Below are 18418 nucleotides of genomic sequence, written 5' to 3' on the forward strand. Positions count from 1 at the left end.
TCAACCCTTCCGCGCAATGGTGCTGGTGCGACCAATTTTGGCCTGCAATTGAATGATGCCGTAGATCAAGGCTTCGGCCGTTGGTGGACAACCAGGAACATACACATCCACTGGAACGATGCGATCGCATCCGCGTACCACCGAATAAGAGTAGTGATAATAGCCACCGCCGTTAGCACATGAACCCATCGATATCACCCAACGCGGTTCTGGCATCTGGTCATAGACCTTGCGTAAAGCGGGGGCCATTTTGTTACATAAGGTGCCCGCCACGATCATCAAATCCGATTGACGAGGCGATGGACGGAACACCACCCCAAAACGATCGAGGTCGTAACGCGATGCGCCCGCATGCATCATCTCAACTGCGCAACAGGCCAAACCAAAGGTCATCGGCCAAAGCGATCCGGTTCTGGTCCAATTAATTAACTGGTCAGCCGAAGTCGTTACAAAACCTTGTTTTAGAACACCTTCAAGTGCCATCGACGTCTACTCCCAATCCAGGGCGCCCTTTTTCCAGATGTAAGCAAAACCAACGATAAATTCGAGGAGGAAAATTGCCATCGCAATGTAACCTTCCCAGCCAATATCCCTCAAGGCAATACCCCAAGGAAATAAAAAAGCGGTTTCGAGATCAAATAGGATAAAGAGAATGGCGACTAGGTAGTAGCGCACATCGAATTTCATACGAGCATCTTCAAAGGCTTCAAAGCCGCACTCGTATGGAGAATCTTTTTCTGAATAAGGTTTGGAGGGGGCTAACACTTTTCCCAAAACAATGGGAGCAAGACCGACGCCGATACCAACAAGAATAAACAACAGTACTGGGAAGTAATTTGAAAGGTTCAACTTCTTCTATCCTGTGTCAGATTTCCAAACGTTCGAATTATCAACGACTTTCATTTTGGGATTCTTGATTTACAGCAATAAGACAAGAATTCCCGACCAAACTATTCCACTTTGGTGCCGACGGCGAGACTCGAACTCGCACAGCCTAAGCCACTACCCCCTCAAGATAGCGTGTCTACCAATTTCACCACGTCGGCATCTCGGAAAAGCCCTACAACAACCCTCAATTCTACCGCATTGCACCTTCCAAAAAGGTGCAAATTAGCGAGGCACGACCGGCTTACCGGGTTCTGAACTTGCTCCATTTGCTGGAGTGGCGCCACCTTGCTGGGCAGGGGCTACGGTCGGCAAGGTTGAGTTGGATAAAACCCCTGACTCAACAGGCTTTTTAGTACCCAACCACGTAATTCCTAAGGTACTTACAAAAAAGATCACTGCAAAAATAGCAGTGGTGCGCGAGAGGAAGTTTGAGGAACCAGTCGCCCCAAATAAACTGCCTGAGGAACCTGAACCAAATGCGGCACCCATATCAGCACCCTTACCTTGCTGAATTAAGACCAAGCCAATGATGGCCAATGCAGAAACTACTTGCAGGACCACGAATAAAGTTTTAAGCCATTCCATTTCTGTTCTCCATATTGTCATTCATCATGCAATCCATCACGCTCGACAGATTGCTAAAAACTCCTTGGCATCTAACGACGCACCACCAACCAACGCCCCATCAATATCGGGCATGGCAAAAAGCTCCGTGGCGTTATCGGCACGGACACTGCCCCCATAAATAATCCCAATATGAGAGGCCACATCATCATCAAACTCAGCCAGTTGCAAACGAATCGCCCGGTGCATATCTTGGGCCATTTGCGCACTGGCAACTTTACCTGTACCAATTGCCCAAATCGGTTCGTACGCAATCAAGCAATCTACCAATCGATCCTGCAGGGTGCTCACCTGACTGGCAACCTGTCGCCTCACCACCTCGACCGCACGCCCAGAATTTCGTTCATCGGCTGTTTCACCAACACAAATGATTGGTGTCAGCTCATGATCTAAAGCCTGCTCTGCCTTAAGGGCAATGCTCTCATTAGCCTCGCCATACTGCATGCGACGCTCCGAGTGACCGACGATCACAAAGCGAACGCCCATCTCTTGCAACATGCTCGCACTCACCTCACCTGTATACGGACCGGATGCATAGGCCGATACATCTTGCGCACCCAACTGAAGTTGCGAACTTCCCAAATAGCTGCCACATTCTTGCAAATAGGGAAAGGGTATGCAGACACCGAAGCGGCGCCCTGCGGGCATGCCCTGCTGCATCTCTGCAATGACCGTTTGCAACCAATCCCGATTACTACGAACACTGCCATTCATCTTCCAATTGCCGATGACCGTCAATGCGCGCATCACAACTCTCTTACACCGTTAAAACAATTTTTCCGACATGCTCGCTCGATTCCATCAATCGATGCGCATCAGCGGCTTGCTCTAAGGAAAATGTTTTATAAATGACTGGCTTTAGTTGACCCGCATTCAGTAAGGGCCACACCGTCTGATACAACTCTTTGGTAATTTGATGCTTGAAGGCGACAGGTCTAGGACGCAAGGTCGATCCCGTGATAGTTAAGCGGCGACGCAATATTTGGCCCGTATTGACTTCTGCCTTTGAGCCCCCCATGATCGCAATGATCACAATACGACCGTCATCGGCCAAGCAATCAATCTCGCGCTGTAAATAGGTGCCGGTGACCATGTCTAAGATCACATCCACACCTTTGCCATTGGTAGCCTTCTTGATTTCTTCTACAAAGTCTTGAGTTTTGTAATTGATTGCAAGATCTGCGCCCAATTGCGTGCAGGCCGCACACTTCTCATCGCTTCCTGCAGTAACAAAAACTCGATGACCGAGTGCTTTGGCAATCAGAATAGCGGTCACACCAATACCACTGGAACCACCTTGCACCAGCAGAGTCTCACCTTTACTGAGATGCCCGCGTTGAAAGACATTGCTCCATACGGTAAAGAATGTTTCTGGCAAAGACGCTGCCTCAATATCTGAAAAACCTTTTGGATAGGGCAAACATTGCGCGATTGGAGCAGTGCATAAATCCGCGTATCCGCCACCCTGAACTAAGGCACAGACTTTATCGCCCACCTTCAAACCAAAGGTGTTATCAGCGTGTGCGAGATCACCGCCAATAATCTCCCCAGCCACTTCAAGACCGGGGATATCGGATGCACCTGGAGGAACGGGGTAGTGCCCTTTTCGTTGCAAGACATCCGGACGATTAATACCGGCCGCCTTCACCCGAATTAAGACCTCACCTGAACCTGCGCTTGGCACAGCAGGATCAGGGCGCTCAGCTTTGACCAACATCTCTGGCGCGCCATACTCCCGAATCTCCATTACACGCATACCAATACTCCTACTTAAACGGTCTCGTTGGGACTATCGCTTGCCTGAGTATCTGCTGAACCAGACTCCGGGGTTAACAGAGCTTTCATGGATAAACGCAAACGACCGCGCTCATCGGCTGCGAGTAATTTCACACGCACGACCTGACCCTCTTGCAAGAAGTCTTTGACATCCTTCACGCGCTCCGTTGAGATCTCAGAGATATGTAACAGCCCATCTTTACCCGGAAGGATATTCACGAGGGCGCCAAACTCAAGTAACTTCACCACTGGTCCCTCATAGACCTTACCAACTTCAGCTTCAGCCGTGATACCTTCGATCTTGGCTTTCGCTTGCGCCATACCTTCTGCACTGGTTGAGGCAATCGTGACCGTACCATCATCTTTAATATCAATGCTGCACCCGGTCTCTTTAGTGAGCGCCTGGATCGTTGCGCCGCCCTTACCAATCACTTCACGGATCTTGTCCGGATGGATCTTAAAGGTTACCATGCGTGGTGCGTGCTCTGATAGCTCTGTGCGGACAGAACCCATCGCTTCTTGCATTTTGCTCAGAATATGCAAACGGCCTTCTTGGGCTTGCGCCAACGCAACCTGCATGATTTCTTTGGTAATACCCTGGACCTTAATATCCATCTGCAAGGCAGTAATACCGTTAGCGGTACCAGCTACCTTAAAGTCCATGTCGCCTAAGTGATCCTCATCACCCAAGATATCGGTTAAGACGGCAAAACGATTACCATCTAAGATTAGGCCCATGGCAACACCGGCCACATGCGCCTTCACTGGCACACCAGCATCCATCAGCGCTAAGCAGCCACCGCATACCGAGGCCATTGAGGACGAACCATTGGACTCGGTAATCTCAGAGACCAAACGAATGCTGTATGCAAACTCTTCCATGCTTGGCAATACTGGTACTAAAGCGCGCTTTGCTAAACGGCCGTGACCAATCTCACGACGCTTGGGTGTACCAACGCGACCGGTCTCGCCGGTTGCAAATGGAGGCATGTTGTAGTGGAACATAAAGCGATCGCGATACTCGCCTTCGAGCGCATCAATAATTTGCTCATCGCGTGCTGTTCCAAGAGTTGCAACTACTAAGGCTTGCGTCTCGCCTCGAGTAAAGAGTGCGGAGCCGTGGGTGCGAGGCAATACACCGTTGCGAATTTCAATGGGGCGCACGGTTCGAGTATCACGGCCGTCAATGCGTGGCTCACCATTGAGAATTTGGCTACGTACGATCTTTGCTTCGATCTCGAACAAGAGATTACCAACCTCCACTTCATCCACTTCACCGTCAGCGGCCAACTGGGTCATGACATTTGCAACCACTTCTTTAATCTTGGTGGAGCGAGCTTGCTTTTGACGAATTTGATACGCATCCCGCAATGGGCCCTCTGCCAAACTTTGTAACTTGGCGATCAAAGCTTCGTTCTTGGGTGCTGGTTTCCAATCCCACTCGGGCTTACCGGCATCACGCACCAGCTCCTGAATCGCATTGATCGCGATTTGTGACTGCTCGTGTCCATACACAACAGCACCTAGCATGACGGCTTCAGATAACTGTTGGGCCTCAGACTCCACCATCAATACTGCTGCTTGGGTACCCGCCACAATCAAATCGAGTTCGCTCGTCGCTTGCTCGCTACGATTGGGGTTGAGTAAGTACTGGCCATCACGATAACCAACGCGCGCCGCACCCATGGGGCCATTAAATGGAATACCCGAAATTGCCAGGGCTGCAGATGATGCAATTAAAGCTGGAATATCAGCTGGCACATCAGGATTAATCGACATCACATGTACGACCACCTGGACTTCGTTATAAAAGCCTTCTGGGAATAATGGGCGAATTGGACGATCAATCAGACGAGAAATTAAGGTCTCGCCTTCGGAAGGGCGTCCCTCGCGACGAAAGAATCCCCCAGGAATCTTGCCAGCAGAATAGGTCTTCTCAATGTAGTCAACGGTTAAGGGGAAAAAGTCTTGGCCCTCTTTCGCTGTTTTAGCACCGACTACCGTGGCGAGCACCACAGTGTCATCCATATTGAGGAGTACAGCACCACTGGATTGGCGAGCAATCTCACCGGTTTCCATGGTGACGGTGTGTTGGCCCCATTGAAACGTTTTTACAACTTTATGAAACATTGACATCTTTTTTTCTCCAAACATACGCACCGCGGATCCACAGCGCCGCGGTATCACTGGAGTGATTGTTTGATGAACCCAAGTGGGATGCCATTCCAGTGCGCCTCTTTTAAGAAGAAACGCATTGGAATGACACGATCCCTAGAAGCCGGTCATCTTGAACCACTCAAAGTAGAGCCTTGCCGGTTTGGCAACACCCTACTTCATTGCAATGCTGACAAAAACAAGAAATTACTTACGTAAACCTAGTTTGTCGATCAGCGCGCGATAACGGTCCAGATCCTTGCTCTTGAGGTAATCCAAGAGACGGCGACGGCGCGAGACCATCTTCAACAAGCCACGACGGCTGTGATGATCTTTTGCGTTTGCCTTGAAATGGGGGGTAAGTTCATTGATACGAGCGGTTAATAACGCCACCTGAACTTCGGGGCTACCCGTATCGTTTGCGCCACGCGCGTTTTGTTTGACGATTTCCGCCTTATTAATGTCTGCAACTGCCATCTTCATACTCCATACGTGCGGACACTCAAGCTTGCACCTGATATGCCGTGTTAATAAAAAGCTTTATAAATCAAAGCTTCAGCATTCTAACAGACCGCACCCTCCGATTGTGAGCAAAGCGGTCTGATAGTTCATAAAGTTATATAAATCAATAACTTATGATTTAAGGTGCCATCTGGGCATTGAGCTTAATCGCGCTGGGGTCGTGCAATTTGTTCAATGCCGCTAAATAGGCCTTGGCCGAGGCAGCAATAATGTCGGGGTCCATACCCACTCCATTCACAATTCGACCCCCTTTAGAGAGCCGAACAGTAACCTCCCCCTGCGACTCGGTTCCTGAGGTAATGGCATTGACTGAGTAGAGCAAGAGTTCAGCGCCGCTTTGTACTTTGTTCTCAATCGCATGCAAGGTGGCATCAACCGGGCCATTACCCTCCGCCTCCGAATGCACATCATGACCACCCATCTTGAACACCACCTTCGCCGATGGCTTTTCACCGGTCTCAGAATGTTGGTTCAAGGAAATGAAACTGAAGTGCTCATTCTGATCAGCCACTGAAGAGTCTGACATTAAAGAAATAATGTCTTCATCAAAAATCTCGGCCTTTTGATCGGCCAAAGCCTTAAAGCGGGCGAAGGCATCATTGAGCTCACTCTCAGACTCCAACACAATCCCCAACTCGGCAATGCGTTGCTTAAAGGCATTGCGACCAGACAACTTACCCAGCACGATGCGGTTGGTCGCCCAGCCCACATCTTCGGCACGCATAATTTCATAGGTATCGCGCGCTTTCAATACGCCGTCCTGATGAATACCTGATGCATGGGCAAAGGCATTGGCGCCAACCACTGCTTTATTCGGTTGCACCACAAAGCCCGTGATTTGCGAGACCAATTTAGAGGCTGGCACGATCTGCTTCGTATCAATGCCCACATCCAACTGAAAGAAATCCTTCCGAGTTCGTACCGCCATGACAATTTCTTCTAAGGATGTATTTCCCGCGCGCTCGCCAAGACCATTAATCGTGCACTCCACCTGGCGGGCGCCGCCAATATGCACACCAGCTAAGGAGTTGGCCACGCCCATCCCTAAATCGTTATGGCAATGCACGGACCAGATGGCTTTGTCTGAGTTCGGAATCCGAGTGCGCAAGGTTTTAATGAACTCGCCATAGAGTTCAGGAACGGCATAACCAACCGTATCAGGAACATTAATGGTGCTCGCACCCTCAGCAATCACTGCCTCCAAGACCTGGCACAAGAAGTCCATATCCGAGCGGTAGCCATCCTCGGGAGAGAACTCAATATCACCTGCCAAGTTTCTGGCAAAGCGGATAGACTTTTTAGCCTGCTCATACACCTGCTCCGGGGTCATGCGCAATTTCTTTTCCATGTGCAAGGCGCTGGTTGCCAAGAACACATGAATACGTTTTGCATTGGCTGCCTTGAGGGCATCTGAAGCGCGAGTGATATCAGTCTCATTGGCACGCGCGAGTGAGCACACCACCGAGTCTTTCACGGCTGCAGCAACCGCAGAGATAGCTGCAAAGTCGCCTTCGGAGCTAGCTGCAAAACCGGCCTCAATCACATCGACCCGTAAGCGCTCGAGTTGACGGGCAATTCGTACCTTTTCATCTCGGGTCATGGATGCACCAGGTGACTGTTCACCATCGCGCAAGGTGGTATCAAAAATAATTAATCGGTCACTCATCATCTATTCCTTGTCTAAACATCCAATACTGGTTTTCTAAAACAAAAACCCCAGCGGTTTAGCTGGGGCTGGTTTGCGAACTTAGTGCCTTACTTCATGTGTCTAAGCGCGACCCGCCCCGAGCCGAAGGCCCAGTGCTAGAAGAAGTAGAAGCGCATTGAATTGATTCATCATGGAAATACTATACCCCATTTACTCGGACTTGGCTGCAACTGTGGTTTCTCCACCAATCCTGCGCCCCATCGCTCGTTCCCATAACCACAAAACGTAGCCAGAAAGGGAATAAACCACAAATAGGCCAAATAGAGTTAAGGGTGGGTTCGATGAAATCAAGACAAAACCGAGGATTAAAAGCACCATCACCCAAAACGGTACTCGATACCGAATATCCAAGGCTTTGCCACTGTAAAAACGGGCATTCGAGACCATGGTGAGTCCTGCATAAATCGTAATGAAGAAGGTTACTAACGGAATCGCAGAGTCCTTGACTGGTATCTTGTTATCGTCCGCCAACCAAATAAAACCCGCCAAGAGCGCTGCAGCTGCTGGACTTGGCAAGCCCTGGAAAAACTTTTTATCCACCACACCAATATTGGCATTAAAGCGGGCTAAGCGCAGTGCTGCGCCGGCACAATAGGTAAATGCTGCTAACCAGCCCCACTTACCAAGATCTTTTAAGACCCACTCGTACGCCACTAAGGCTGGGGCCACACCGAATGAGACCATATCAGCTAAAGAATCATACTGCTCACCAAACGCGCTTTGGGTGTTGGTCATTCGCGCGATTCGGCCATCCATGCCATCGAGCACCAGCGAAGCAAAGACAGCAATCGCTGCAACCTCAAAGCGATGGTTCATAGCGTTCACAATCGCAAAGAACCCGCAGAACAATGCCGCCGTCGTAAATAAATTGGGTAATAAATAAATGCCTTTGCTACGTGGACGCGGTGGCTCGACGACGAGATCATCCTCCGTCAAATCCTCCACAGAATCCCATTCCTCGCGTCGCGTATTTTTACTCCGCAGAAAACGAGAACGGTCCGGACGGAACTTGCGGCGTGGGGTCATGACTTAATCTAAACCCGGCAAACGTGCCAGCGCGGTATTGGTTGCAAAGACTTTCTCGCCAACACTCACTAAGGGCTCGGCCTCCAAAGGTAAATACACATCCACCCGCGATCCGAAGCGGATAAATCCATAGCGCTCACCGCGCTTGACGCGATCATTAGCACGGATGTAGCACAAAATGCGTCGCGCAACCAAACCTGCGATTTGCACCAAGGTGACCGTTTTGCCATTGGCATCAATCACGACCGCATTTCGCTCATTCTCCGTCGAGGCCTTATCAATGCTGGCATTAAAGAACTTACCTGGAAAATAGGTGACCTGCTTAACAAGGCCACTCACGGCACAGCGATTGGAGTGCACATTAAACACATTCATGAACACGCTAATCTTTAAGGCTTCCCGATTGGCATACGGATCATGGGCTTTCTCAACCACCACAATGCGGCCATCGGCTGGCGATAAAACAAGATCCTTACCTAAGGGGGCAATTCGTTGTGGATCACGAAAGAACTGCAAGGTGAAGACAAAGAAAAGCCACAATGGCCATGACCAGAAAAAACCAGCATAGCGATGGACCACAAAAGCCAGAACCCCAATCACAACCAGGTAGAGCCAGCCCTCTTTGGCAATGATGGGGTGTGGATACATCATCGGATGATTACCTTCTGAACTTAGTTCTTCGACTGGTCAACGAGTTTGTTCTTCGCAATCCAAGGCATCATGGCACGCAACTTCGCACCCACAACTTCGATCTCATGATCAGCAGTCAAACGACGACGCGAAATCAAGGTTGGTGCGCCAGCCCGATTTTCAAGGATGAAGCTCTTGGCATACTCACCCGTCTGAATGTCGTGCAAGGCCTTGCGCATTGCATTCTTGGTTTCCTCGGTCACAATCCGTGGACCAGTGACATACTCACCGTACTCTGCATTATTTGAGATGGAGTAGTTCATGTTAGCGATACCGCCTTCATAAATGAGATCCACGATGAGCTTTAACTCGTGCAAGCACTCAAAATAGGCCATCTCAGGAGCATAACCGGCCTCCACCAAGGTCTCGTATCCAGCTTTGATTAACTCGACGGTGCCGCCACAGAGTACCGCTTGCTCACCAAATAAATCGGTTTCGGTCTCTTCACGGAAATTGGTCTCGATCACACCCGCACGGCCACCGCCATTGGCAGTTGCGTACGATAGAGCTAAATCACGTGCAGAGCCCGACTTGTCTTGATAAACCGCAATCAAATGGGGCACGCCACCACCTTGGGTGTACGTGCTGCGCACAGTGTGACCAGGAGCCTTAGGCGCAATCATGATCACGTCCAAATCCGCGCGAGGAATCACTTGACCGTAATGCACATTAAAGCCATGAGCAAACGCTAGAGCAGCGCCTTGCTTGATGTTGGGATGTACTTCGTTTTTATACACCTCGGCAATTTGCTCGTCAGGCAATAGCATCATGACCACGTCTGCGTCCTTCACTGCTTCAGCAACTTCTTTCACTTGCAAGCCCGCATTCGCTGCTTTTTTCCAGGATGCGCCGTCTTTACGTAAACCGACGGTGACTTTCACGCCGGAGTCGTTGAGGTTTTGTGCATGGGCATGGCCTTGCGAGCCATAACCAATGATGGTTACCTTTTTACCCTTGATCAGGGACAGATCGGCGTCCTTGTCATAAAAAACTTTCATACGATTTCCTTAAATTAAATACAGAGTGATTAAAACTAAACTTTCAGAATACGTTCGCCGCGCCCAATTCCCGAGCCGCCTGTGCGGACCGTCTCAAGAATCGATGCACGATCAATTGCACTAATAAAGGCGTCCAACTTACTACTTACGCCTGTGAGCTCAATCGTGTAACTTTTATCAGTCACATCAATAATGCGGCCTCGGAATATATCCGCAGTACGCTTTAACTCCTCGCGCTCTTTACCAACGGCCCTCACCTTAATCATCATGAGCTCGCGTTCGATATGAGGACCCTCGGTTAAATCAAAGACCTTCACCACCTCGACCAAACGGTTGAGATGCTTGGTGATTTGCTCAATCACATCATCCGAACCAATCGTGACCAAGGTCATGCGCGATAAAGACGGGTCTTCAGTCGGCGCAACGCTCAATGTCTCAATGTTATAACCGCGCGCTGAGAACAAACCAACGACGCGCGAGAGCGCTCCTGGCTCGTTCTCGAGCAAAACAGAAATAATGTGACGCATTAGAGATCCTCACTTCCAAGCAGCATCTCACTAATGCCTTTACCCGCTTGCACCATGGGCCAAACGTTTTCCTGTGGATCAATCTGGAAATCCATAAATACGGTGCGATCCTTTAATTTCAGGGCCTCTTTCAGAGCTGGCTCTACATCAGCCTTGGTCTCAATCCGCATCCCCACATGGCCATAGGCTTGGGCCAACTTCACAAAATCGGGTAGTGAGTCCATGTATGAACTGGAATAGCGCTTGCTGTAGGTCAACTCTTGCCATTGACGCACCATTCCTAAATACCGATTGTTTAAGGAAACGATCTTAATCGGCGTGTTGTACTGAGTGAGCGTTGAAAGCTCCTGAATACACATCTGGATCGAGCCCTCTCCGGTAATGGTGACGACCTCCTGATCAGGGAACGCCTTTTTAATTCCCATGGCATAGGGCAAACCAACGCCCATGGTGCCTAAACCACCCGAGTTAATCCAGCGACGCGGTTCATTAAACTTATAAAACTGGGCCGCCCACATCTGATGTTGGCCAACATCTGAACACACAAAGGCATCGCCCTTAGTCAACTCCCAAAGCTTCTCAACCACGTATTGAGGCTTCACGATTTGCGAGTCACGATCGTATTTCAAGCAATCGCGCTTCTTCCATTCATTAATCTGATCCCACCACGCCTTCACCTTCGCCTGATTCTTGCGTGCTGGTGCCGCTCTTAATTGCGCGCTCATGTCGACCAAAATCTCTTTGAGATCACCGACAATTGGAACGTCCACCTTGACACGCTTTGAAATCACCGACGGGTCAATATCAATATGAACAATCTTGCGTGGATGGCTAGCGAAGTGTGCTGGGTTTCCAATCACACGATCATCAAAACGAGCGCCGATTGCAATCAACACATCGCAATGCTGCATGGCCATATTGGCTTCATAGGTGCCATGCATTCCAAGCATACCCACAAACTGCTCATGCGTGCCCGGGAATCCACCCAAGCCCATGAGAGTATTGGTTACGGGATAGCCCAAGAGTTCGGCAAACTCTTTAAGCTCTTTGGCAGCTTCGGCCATGATGATCCCGCCACCCGTATAAATATAAGGCCGCTCAGCCTCTTGTAATAAAGAGACGGCTTTGCGGATTTGGCCGCTATGACCCTTGATCACCGGATTGTACGAACGCATGCTCAAACTATCGGGGTAAACAAAAGGTGCTTTAGTGGCCGAGATATCTTTTGGAATATCGACTAACACGGGGCCAGGACGACCAGTGCGTGCAATATGAAAAGCCTTTTTAAGTGTGATGGCAAGATCATTAATGTCCTTGACCAAGAAATTGTGTTTGACGATGGGTCGTGTAATGCCCACGGTATCGGCTTCTTGAAAGGCATCCTCACCAATCGCGTAGGTTGGCACGTTACCAGTAATGATGACCATCGGAATCGAATCGGTGTAAGCGGTCGCAATCCCAGTGACCGCATTCGTGACTCCTGGACCGGAGGTAACCAATGCCACACCGACCTTACCGGTGGCACGCGCATAGCCATCAGCTGCATGAACCGCCGCTTGTTCGTGACGAACCAAAATATGTTCAAACTTATCTTGTTTGAAGATCTCGTCGTAAATAAAGAGAACCGCACCACCAGGATATCCCCATACGTACTCCACCCCCTCGGCATGCAAGGCATGCACCAACATCTCAGCACCAATCATTTCAGGGGCAGATTGTTTTGTGGGACTTGGATTGGAGTCGGATTGAGGAACGGTTGCGGCCTGACCACCTTTGGTGGCTAAAAATTCAGCATTACTCGTATTCATTGTCATTTTCCTTTGCAATTTTCGGCAAAAAATTGTTTAGGCTGTTCTGTCCCTTACTTATGGTCCGGGTTCGAACGGCACTGCCGCAAAGAAAAAAGACTGCCACTTCTTGGATGGTCTCTTTGCGGTAAGCCCTCCATTGTAAAGCAATAGCCTAGAATGAGCGAGTTTAGGCACTATTTTGGGTCGAAAACGAATAACGAAACCACAAAAACACACTCATTAATCCGCAGTAATTCACATGGCTTCTGCCCAAGAACTCGACCAATTTCTGGCTGGCATTGAGAAAAAAGCCTTCAAACAGGCCGTCTATGCGGTTCGGGATGAGGCCGCTGCCCTTGATGTGGTGCAAGATGCCATGATTAGCTTGACTCAAAAATACGGCGATCGGCCGGCCGCAGAGCTGCCACTGATTTTTACCCGAATTCTGCAAAATCGGATCCATGACTGGTTTCGTCGCCAAAAAGTGCGCTCCGCCCACGAGACCCCCTTCTCAGCATTGGGATCGGGTAATGATGGCGAGGAAGACTTTGATCCTTTGGAGCTTATTGAGATCCGGGATGGAGGTCCAATACCCCTAGATGCCAGTGCGGCATTAGCCAATCAAGAGTTATTGGCTATCCTTGAGGCAGAAATATCAAAATTGCCAAGTCGTCAACGAGAGGCCTTCCTCATGCGTTATTGGGATGAACTGAGTACTTCTGAAACCGCCCTTGCCATGGGATGCAGCGAGGGCAGTGTAAAAACCCATTGCTCCCGAGCCGCCCACACCTTGGCAGCTGCATTGAAGGCCAGAGGAATTGTGTTGTGATGATGAACAAGAATAAACAAAATTTAGATCCAGTTGAGCAAGAGTTTGGAAAGCGGGTAACCCGTCTATTAAGCGCTCAATCAGAAAATCTCAGCAGCGATATCCAATCGCGCTTGCAAGATGCTCGTGCGACTGCGCTCAGTCGCGCCAAGCCTGAACCTGTATTTGTTGCACAACTCCAAACGACGCATCGTAGCTTTCGGACCTCATCTTGGAATAAACCCATATGGTCATTCACTGGTTGGCTCGTACCCGTTACCGTCGTAGTTCTTGGCTTAATTGCCATCACCGAATGGCAAGAAGACTTGCGCATCAATGACATTGCCAATGTCGATATTGCCCTCCTAACCGATGACGTTCCACCCGATGCATTTGTTGATAACGGCTTTATGGCGTTCCTAAAACTAAAGACCCTCGCCAAACCAGAGACGGATGTTAAAAAGTCCGACGACGAAAAAATTTAGCGATGCAATTTCGACTTCTGGCACCAGCCCTTCTCACTCTCTTCATCGCACTGTCGAACTCTAGGGCTCATGCGCAGAATACTGGAGCAACCCAGCCCTCCCCGACAACTGTTGGCAAGAAAGTCGATAAGCTCGCCTGGAATCAATTAAACCCACTGCAGCAAACCGTACTTGCGCCATTGGAGAGTGATTGGGAAACCTTGAGCAATGACCGCAAAACAAAATGGATACGGGTCGCGAATCGCTACCCCTATATGACCTCCCCCGAGCAAGAACGGCTCCAGGGACGAATGGCCGATTGGGCAAAGCTGCCCCAAAAAGATCGGCGTATCGCACGCGATAACTATCTGACGAGCCTACAAATCCCAGCGGAACAAAAAGCGGCTGCTTGGGAAGCTTATCAACAACTCTCCGAAGAAGAAAAGCAAAAGCTTGCTCAGCAAGAACTCAATAAAAGAAAATCAAGCGCAGCTACCGCACCTGCAATTCAGCCGCGCGCGGTCATCAATACCCCCTCAGGGCCCGCACCAAACTCCACAATCAAATAAACTCTGGGGATGAACCCCGCAGAGCTCAATGCCTTACCGCCACCTCGATTTTGGCGACGCGTATTTTGTAATCTTTATGAACAACTTCTACTGGTTGGGGTATTAGCGCTCACCTTTATGGTCCCCAATTTATTAATCGGGGTTCTATTTGGTATCGCGATCCCAAGTTGGCTCAGTTTTTTCTACTTATATGGTGTGCTGGGGTTTTACTTTGTCTGGTACTGGCGACGCAACGGACAAACCTTAGCCATGCAAACCTGGCGCATCCAAATCGTCGCTGAGGATGGTGGTCTGCTAGCCAAAAATCAGGCGCTGTGGCGCTACGTCTACGGCTCGCTGTGGATCGTACCCTGCCTCATCATCCACGCCATCTATCCGCTACGGGGTTGGCAAATCATTGGGCTCCTGTTTGCGGTTTCTCTTTTCCTTTGGCCGCTCAGTATGTATTTGGATCGCAAATATCGTCAAGGCATACCCGATCGCATGGCACAAACGAAGTTAATTCAGTTGCCACCCAAATCAAAGGTTAAGGAGGCCGCCGCTCCAAAAGCGGACTAAACCTCGCGTAGACATTCCATCGTGCTCGCGGTCTGGATCTTTTGCTGTAAACGAAAACCAGCCAGCAAACTGACGCACACGCCCAAAACAATACCAAGTCCAATTGCTGTACCAAAGGAATAGAACTCAATTTCCAATAGGTAGCGGCCCAAGGCCCACGTAGTTGCGCTTGCTGCCAAGCCGCCTAATAGTCCCGATAGAAATCCAATGGTGGTGAGCTCAATGACCACGAGCTGCGCCAAGGTTCGTTTTGATGCCCCCACTGCCTTAAGCAGAGCCGCATCCCGAAAACGATCGTCTTGCGTAGATCCAATTGCAGCAAAGAGCACCAAAATAGCAGCGCACAAGGTAAACACCAATAACAAACCCAATGCGCTCGCCAGACGATTTAAGACCTCCTGAATTTGACGAATCGAGTTCTCAATATCAACAATCGTCAAATTAGGATAGGTCTGAGCTAACTTGAGATCCAAGTTCTCACGCTCTCTGGGTTGGTGATAGGAGGTAATCCAAGATTTAGGGAAATCATCCAAGGCCGCAGGCGGAAAGATCACAAAGAAATTAACCTGCATGGATCCCCAATCGAGCTTGCGCATCGAGGTAATAGGTGCAGTAATTTTTTGGCCAGCGATATCAAAACTCATTTGATCGCCCATGCGCAGATTCAGGGTCTTCGCAATACCACTCTCAATCGAAATTTGTGGAGTTGCCGAATTGCCAAACCATTGACCAGAAACCAATTGATTGTCACTGGGTAATTGATTGGTATACGAGAGATTAAATTCTCGATCAACCAAGCGGCGTGCATTGTCGGTTTGGTAGTTATCGGGCATGACCTCACGCTCATTGATATGCGTGAGTCGACCCCGAACCATCGGATATAGTTGCGCCTGCGCAATGCCGCCGATATTTAACATGCGCTGCACGTCTGCCTTTTGATCATTTTGGATATTGATCAAAAATCGATTGGGGGCATTATCAGGGACATTAGCTTGCCAACTTTGCAATAGGTCTTGGCGTAACAAAAAGATCAGTAAGAGTGCCATGATGGCCAATGCCAAAGAGCTCACCTGAATCATGGCAAAAGCAGCGCGGCGCGATTGTGTACTAATCGCAAAGCGGGTCACAAAGCCAATCCTCGCTAGATAGCGTGATTGGCTAAAGCGCTCAAGGCCCCACAGACCAAGCCAAGCGAGCCCGGCAAAGAGTAAGGCGCCAATCCCAAATGAACCGGTTGCCCAAACGAGTAACTTCAGGTCGCGGGTTGCCCAAAAGACCAAAGCCAAGCAACTAATGAGTCCAAACAGTGCAATCGATTTGGCCGCTAACGGTACTTTGCCAAACTCTCGACGCACTAGACGCAATGGAGAGATCTGACTTAAGGTCAAGATTGGTGGCCCAGCAAAGCCAAAGAGGAGTAACAGAGCAAATGCAATGCTCCAGACCACCGGCCAAACCGATGGCAAAGGTAGACGAGTTTGAATAAGCCCCCCCAGGAGCTGCATTAAGGCTTCTTGAGCAAACCAACCGATCAATCCGCCAAGAATGGTGGCTACCACGCCAATGAGGGTAAGAACAAGCAGTTGCTTGCGCAAAATTTGTCCCTGACTTGCGCCAAAGCATTTCCATACCGCACAACTATCCGCTTGCTTGAGAACATAGCGTCTGGCTGCAAGTGCAATTGCCAAGGCGCAGATCAGTGCTGTCATTAAGGCTACTAGTGATAAAAAGCGCTCTGCTCGCTCCAAGGTCTTGCGCATCATCGGCTGAGCATTTTCCAAGGACTCAATCCGAATACCGCGCAGTTTTTCTTGCTCAATATGATTGAGAGCCCAATCTTGATAGTCCCGGATTTGACGATCCGTTCCAGAAACCAATAGGCGATAGGTAACGCGACTTCCAAAACCAATCAGCCCAGTGCTTGCCAAATCATCAATACTGATCATTGCTCGAGGTGCAAAGTTCATAAAAGCTGCACCACGATCCAGTTCTCGTACTATCACCGCATCAATCCGAAATTGACGATCGCCGATGTTTAGTGAGTCACCTAACTTGGCACGCAGAGAAATCAACACAGCCGGGTCAACCCAAACCGTATTTTTAGGAGGCATCCCAGTGACCTCTTCAATCGATCGCTCGTCGACCCTGCCATCAATGACTTGACGACTAATTTGCAACTGGCCCCGAAGAGGATAAAGAGCGCTCACCGCTTTTAATGAACTTAATTTACTTTCCCCGCCATGGCTCACCATGCTTGGGAATACAACTGTTTGGGCAATGTTGAGCTTTTTGGACCTTGCCTCCTCAATTAATGCAGGTGAGATCGGCTGATCCGCAGCAATTAATAGATCGGCAGCCAGCAGTGTACGGCCATCGATTTCAAAACTGCGTTGGAGCCGATCGGCCAAAAAGCTAACGCTAGAGAGCGCAGCTACTGAAAGCACGAGGGCCACAAAGAGCCAAAGGAGCTCTTTGGCGCGCAGCTCCTTAAAGAGCATCTGCATCTGTATTAAATGCTAGGCACCTGACCGCCATCCACCCGTATTACTGACCCCGTAATGTAGGAAGCGTTTTGACTCGCCAAGAATGCAGCGGTATCGCCATACTCTTTTGGATCACCATAACGGCCTGCGGGAATGGTCTTCAGACTGGCACTTACGACCGCATCGTAAGAGATGTTCTCACGCTTAGCGCGCGCTTCATCAAGTTGGCGCAAGCGATCAGTGGCCACGCGACCTGGCATGATGACATTGACAGTCACACCATCGGCTGCCACCTCGGCAGCCAAGGTTTTGGACCAACCTAGTAACGCGGCACGAAGCGTATTCGAAATTGCTAAATTACGAATTGGCACGATGGCTCCAGAAGTGGTACTGGTAATAATCCGGCCCCATCGACGCTCGCGCATGCCCGGCAGGACCCGATCGGTAATTTTCATGAGGGAGAGAACCATCTCCTGAAAACTTTTTTGCCATAGCTGTGGATCTTGACCGCTCGCCGTTGTGGGTGGTGGCCCCCCGGTGTTATTAATCAAGATATCAATTGGGCCAAGCTGGCTCTCAACCGTTTGAACATGACCATCAATCGCATTGAGATCGGCGAGATCCCAATTTAAGGCAAGCGCCTTGCCGCCAACCGATTCAATCATTTTGACCGTTTGCGCGAGACCCTCGGCATTGCGACCGGTTATAGCAACGTATACGCCTTCACGTGCCAAAGCGGTCGCCATGGCTTGTCCTAAACCACGACTCGATGCCAGCACTAACGCGGTCTTTCCTTTAATTCCCAAGTCCATCGTGCATCCCCTTATTCGTTG

The 18418-nt window shown here is 49.7% G+C and carries 19 protein-coding genes and 1 tRNA gene; 4 read left to right on the plus strand and 16 right to left on the minus strand.

The window, feature by feature from the left end; genetic code table 11:
* From QUE64_RS06120 to QUE64_RS06185, 14 genes are all read right to left on the minus strand, one after another.
* On the minus strand, positions 1 to 483 hold the full coding sequence (locus tag QUE64_RS06120; protein ID WP_108508733.1) for a NuoB/complex I 20 kDa subunit family protein: 483 nt from the start codon (positions 481 to 483) through the stop codon (positions 1 to 3).
* A 6-nt stretch (positions 484 to 489) separates the two neighbouring features.
* Positions 490 to 849 (minus strand): NADH-quinone oxidoreductase subunit A, encoded by a 360-nt coding sequence (locus QUE64_RS06125; RefSeq protein ID WP_286223203.1) that lies wholly within the window; start codon positions 847 to 849, stop codon positions 490 to 492.
* Between the two features lie 112 nt (positions 850 to 961).
* A tRNA-Leu gene (locus tag QUE64_RS06130) sits at positions 962 to 1046 on the minus strand.
* A gap of 64 nt (positions 1047 to 1110) precedes the next feature.
* Complete coding sequence (gene secG, locus QUE64_RS06135) at positions 1111 to 1473, minus strand: preprotein translocase subunit SecG (RefSeq protein WP_108508735.1); 363 nt, start codon at positions 1471 to 1473, stop codon at positions 1111 to 1113.
* Between the two features lie 36 nt (positions 1474 to 1509).
* Complete coding sequence (tpiA, locus tag QUE64_RS06140; RefSeq protein WP_286223204.1) at positions 1510 to 2259, minus strand: triose-phosphate isomerase; 750 nt, start codon at positions 2257 to 2259, stop codon at positions 1510 to 1512.
* Between the two features lie 10 nt (positions 2260 to 2269).
* Positions 2270 to 3268 (minus strand): NAD(P)H-quinone oxidoreductase, encoded by a 999-nt coding sequence (locus QUE64_RS06145; protein WP_286224982.1) that lies wholly within the window; start codon positions 3266 to 3268, stop codon positions 2270 to 2272.
* 14 nt (positions 3269 to 3282) lie between these two features.
* Positions 3283 to 5424 (minus strand): polyribonucleotide nucleotidyltransferase, encoded by a 2142-nt coding sequence (gene pnp, locus QUE64_RS06150; protein WP_286224983.1) that lies wholly within the window; start codon positions 5422 to 5424, stop codon positions 3283 to 3285.
* A gap of 225 nt (positions 5425 to 5649) precedes the next feature.
* A complete protein-coding gene (gene rpsO, locus QUE64_RS06155; RefSeq protein WP_108508739.1) occupies positions 5650 to 5919 on the minus strand; it encodes a 30S ribosomal protein S15 in 270 nt (89 codons plus the stop codon).
* Between the two features lie 163 nt (positions 5920 to 6082).
* On the minus strand, positions 6083 to 7630 hold the full coding sequence (locus tag QUE64_RS06160; protein WP_286226189.1) for a 2-isopropylmalate synthase: 1548 nt from the start codon (positions 7628 to 7630) through the stop codon (positions 6083 to 6085).
* 192 nt (positions 7631 to 7822) lie between these two features.
* Positions 7823 to 8698, minus strand: a complete 876-nt coding sequence (pssA, locus tag QUE64_RS06165; protein WP_286223208.1) for a CDP-diacylglycerol--serine O-phosphatidyltransferase — start codon at positions 8696 to 8698, stop codon at positions 7823 to 7825.
* Positions 8699 to 8701: 3 nt separating this feature from the next.
* Positions 8702 to 9349: a phosphatidylserine decarboxylase gene (locus tag QUE64_RS06170; RefSeq protein WP_286224984.1), complete on the minus strand. Its 648-nt coding sequence runs from the start codon at positions 9347 to 9349 to the stop codon at positions 8702 to 8704.
* A 20-nt stretch (positions 9350 to 9369) separates the two neighbouring features.
* Positions 9370 to 10386, minus strand: coding sequence for a ketol-acid reductoisomerase (gene ilvC / locus QUE64_RS06175; RefSeq protein WP_286224985.1), 1017 nt, complete (start codon positions 10384 to 10386; stop codon positions 9370 to 9372).
* A gap of 35 nt (positions 10387 to 10421) precedes the next feature.
* Complete coding sequence (gene ilvN / locus QUE64_RS06180; RefSeq protein WP_286223211.1) at positions 10422 to 10913, minus strand: acetolactate synthase small subunit; 492 nt, start codon at positions 10911 to 10913, stop codon at positions 10422 to 10424.
* On the minus strand, positions 10913 to 12616 hold the full coding sequence (locus QUE64_RS06185; RefSeq protein WP_458574701.1) for an acetolactate synthase 3 catalytic subunit: 1704 nt from the start codon (positions 12614 to 12616) through the stop codon (positions 10913 to 10915). Before QUE64_RS06185 ends, ilvN begins: the two co-directional genes overlap by 1 nt.
* A 346-nt stretch (positions 12617 to 12962) precedes the next feature.
* On the opposite strand from QUE64_RS06185, the gene QUE64_RS06190 reads away from it, so the two are divergent.
* Genes QUE64_RS06190 through QUE64_RS06205 form a run of 4 tightly spaced genes read left to right on the plus strand, consistent with a single transcriptional unit; the run spans position 12963 to position 15102 of the window.
* Positions 12963 to 13532, plus strand: a complete 570-nt coding sequence (locus QUE64_RS06190) for an RNA polymerase sigma factor (RefSeq protein WP_286224987.1) — start codon at positions 12963 to 12965, stop codon at positions 13530 to 13532.
* On the plus strand, positions 13532 to 13996 hold the full coding sequence (locus tag QUE64_RS06195; RefSeq protein WP_286224988.1) for a DUF3619 family protein: 465 nt from the start codon (positions 13532 to 13534) through the stop codon (positions 13994 to 13996). The genes QUE64_RS06190 and QUE64_RS06195 overlap by 1 nt, the downstream gene beginning before the upstream one ends.
* Positions 13997 to 13998: 2 nt before the next feature.
* Positions 13999 to 14544, plus strand: a complete 546-nt coding sequence (locus tag QUE64_RS06200) for a DUF3106 domain-containing protein (RefSeq protein WP_286224989.1) — start codon at positions 13999 to 14001, stop codon at positions 14542 to 14544.
* Between the two features lie 9 nt (positions 14545 to 14553).
* On the plus strand, positions 14554 to 15102 hold the full coding sequence (locus QUE64_RS06205; protein ID WP_286223216.1) for an RDD family protein: 549 nt from the start codon (positions 14554 to 14556) through the stop codon (positions 15100 to 15102).
* On the opposite strand, the gene QUE64_RS06210 is transcribed toward QUE64_RS06205, so the two are convergent.
* Positions 15099 to 17606: an ABC transporter permease gene (locus QUE64_RS06210; RefSeq protein WP_286224990.1), complete on the minus strand. Its 2508-nt coding sequence runs from the start codon at positions 17604 to 17606 to the stop codon at positions 15099 to 15101. The genes QUE64_RS06205 and QUE64_RS06210 overlap by 4 nt on opposite strands.
* Before the next feature lie 5 nt (positions 17607 to 17611).
* Positions 17612 to 18397, minus strand: a complete 786-nt coding sequence (locus QUE64_RS06215) for an SDR family oxidoreductase (protein WP_286224991.1) — start codon at positions 18395 to 18397, stop codon at positions 17612 to 17614.
* Between the last annotated feature and the right edge of the window lie 21 nt (positions 18398 to 18418).

This window comes from Polynucleobacter sp. HIN7, assembly GCF_030297595.1.
In the GTDB taxonomy this organism is placed as follows: domain Bacteria; phylum Pseudomonadota; class Gammaproteobacteria; order Burkholderiales; family Burkholderiaceae; genus Polynucleobacter.

Coding starts and splice junctions, on each gene's coding strand:
- secG (WP_108508735.1), bottom strand. CDS start 1,473: ATGGAATGGCTTAAAACTTTATTCGTGGTCCTGCAAGTAGTTTCTGCA.
- QUE64_RS06185 (WP_458574701.1), bottom strand. CDS start 12,616: ATGATTGGTGCTGAGATGTTGGTGCATGCCTTGCATGCCGAGGGGGTG.
- QUE64_RS06195 (WP_286224988.1), top strand. CDS start 13,532: ATGATGAACAAGAATAAACAAAATTTAGATCCAGTTGAGCAAGAGTTT.
- QUE64_RS06215 (WP_286224991.1), bottom strand. CDS start 18,397: ATGGACTTGGGAATTAAAGGAAAGACCGCGTTAGTGCTGGCATCGAGT.
- ilvN (WP_286223211.1), bottom strand. CDS start 10,913: ATGCGTCACATTATTTCTGTTTTGCTCGAGAACGAGCCAGGAGCGCTC.
- QUE64_RS06205 (WP_286223216.1), top strand. CDS start 14,554: ATGAACCCCGCAGAGCTCAATGCCTTACCGCCACCTCGATTTTGGCGA.
- QUE64_RS06120 (WP_108508733.1), bottom strand. CDS start 483: ATGGCACTTGAAGGTGTTCTAAAACAAGGTTTTGTAACGACTTCGGCT.
- rpsO (WP_108508739.1), bottom strand. CDS start 5,919: ATGGCAGTTGCAGACATTAATAAGGCGGAAATCGTCAAACAAAACGCG.
- QUE64_RS06200 (WP_286224989.1), top strand. CDS start 13,999: ATGCAATTTCGACTTCTGGCACCAGCCCTTCTCACTCTCTTCATCGCA.
- QUE64_RS06210 (WP_286224990.1), bottom strand. CDS start 17,606: ATGCAGATGCTCTTTAAGGAGCTGCGCGCCAAAGAGCTCCTTTGGCTC.
- ilvC (WP_286224985.1), bottom strand. CDS start 10,386: ATGAAAGTTTTTTATGACAAGGACGCCGATCTGTCCCTGATCAAGGGT.
- tpiA (WP_286223204.1), bottom strand. CDS start 2,259: ATGCGCGCATTGACGGTCATCGGCAATTGGAAGATGAATGGCAGTGTT.
- QUE64_RS06160 (WP_286226189.1), bottom strand. CDS start 7,630: ATGAGTGACCGATTAATTATTTTTGATACCACCTTGCGCGATGGTGAA.
- QUE64_RS06145 (WP_286224982.1), bottom strand. CDS start 3,268: ATGCGTGTAATGGAGATTCGGGAGTATGGCGCGCCAGAGATGTTGGTC.
- pssA (WP_286223208.1), bottom strand. CDS start 8,698: ATGACCCCACGCCGCAAGTTCCGTCCGGACCGTTCTCGTTTTCTGCGG.
- QUE64_RS06190 (WP_286224987.1), top strand. CDS start 12,963: ATGGCTTCTGCCCAAGAACTCGACCAATTTCTGGCTGGCATTGAGAAA.
- QUE64_RS06170 (WP_286224984.1), bottom strand. CDS start 9,349: ATGATGTATCCACACCCCATCATTGCCAAAGAGGGCTGGCTCTACCTG.
- pnp (WP_286224983.1), bottom strand. CDS start 5,424: ATGTCAATGTTTCATAAAGTTGTAAAAACGTTTCAATGGGGCCAACAC.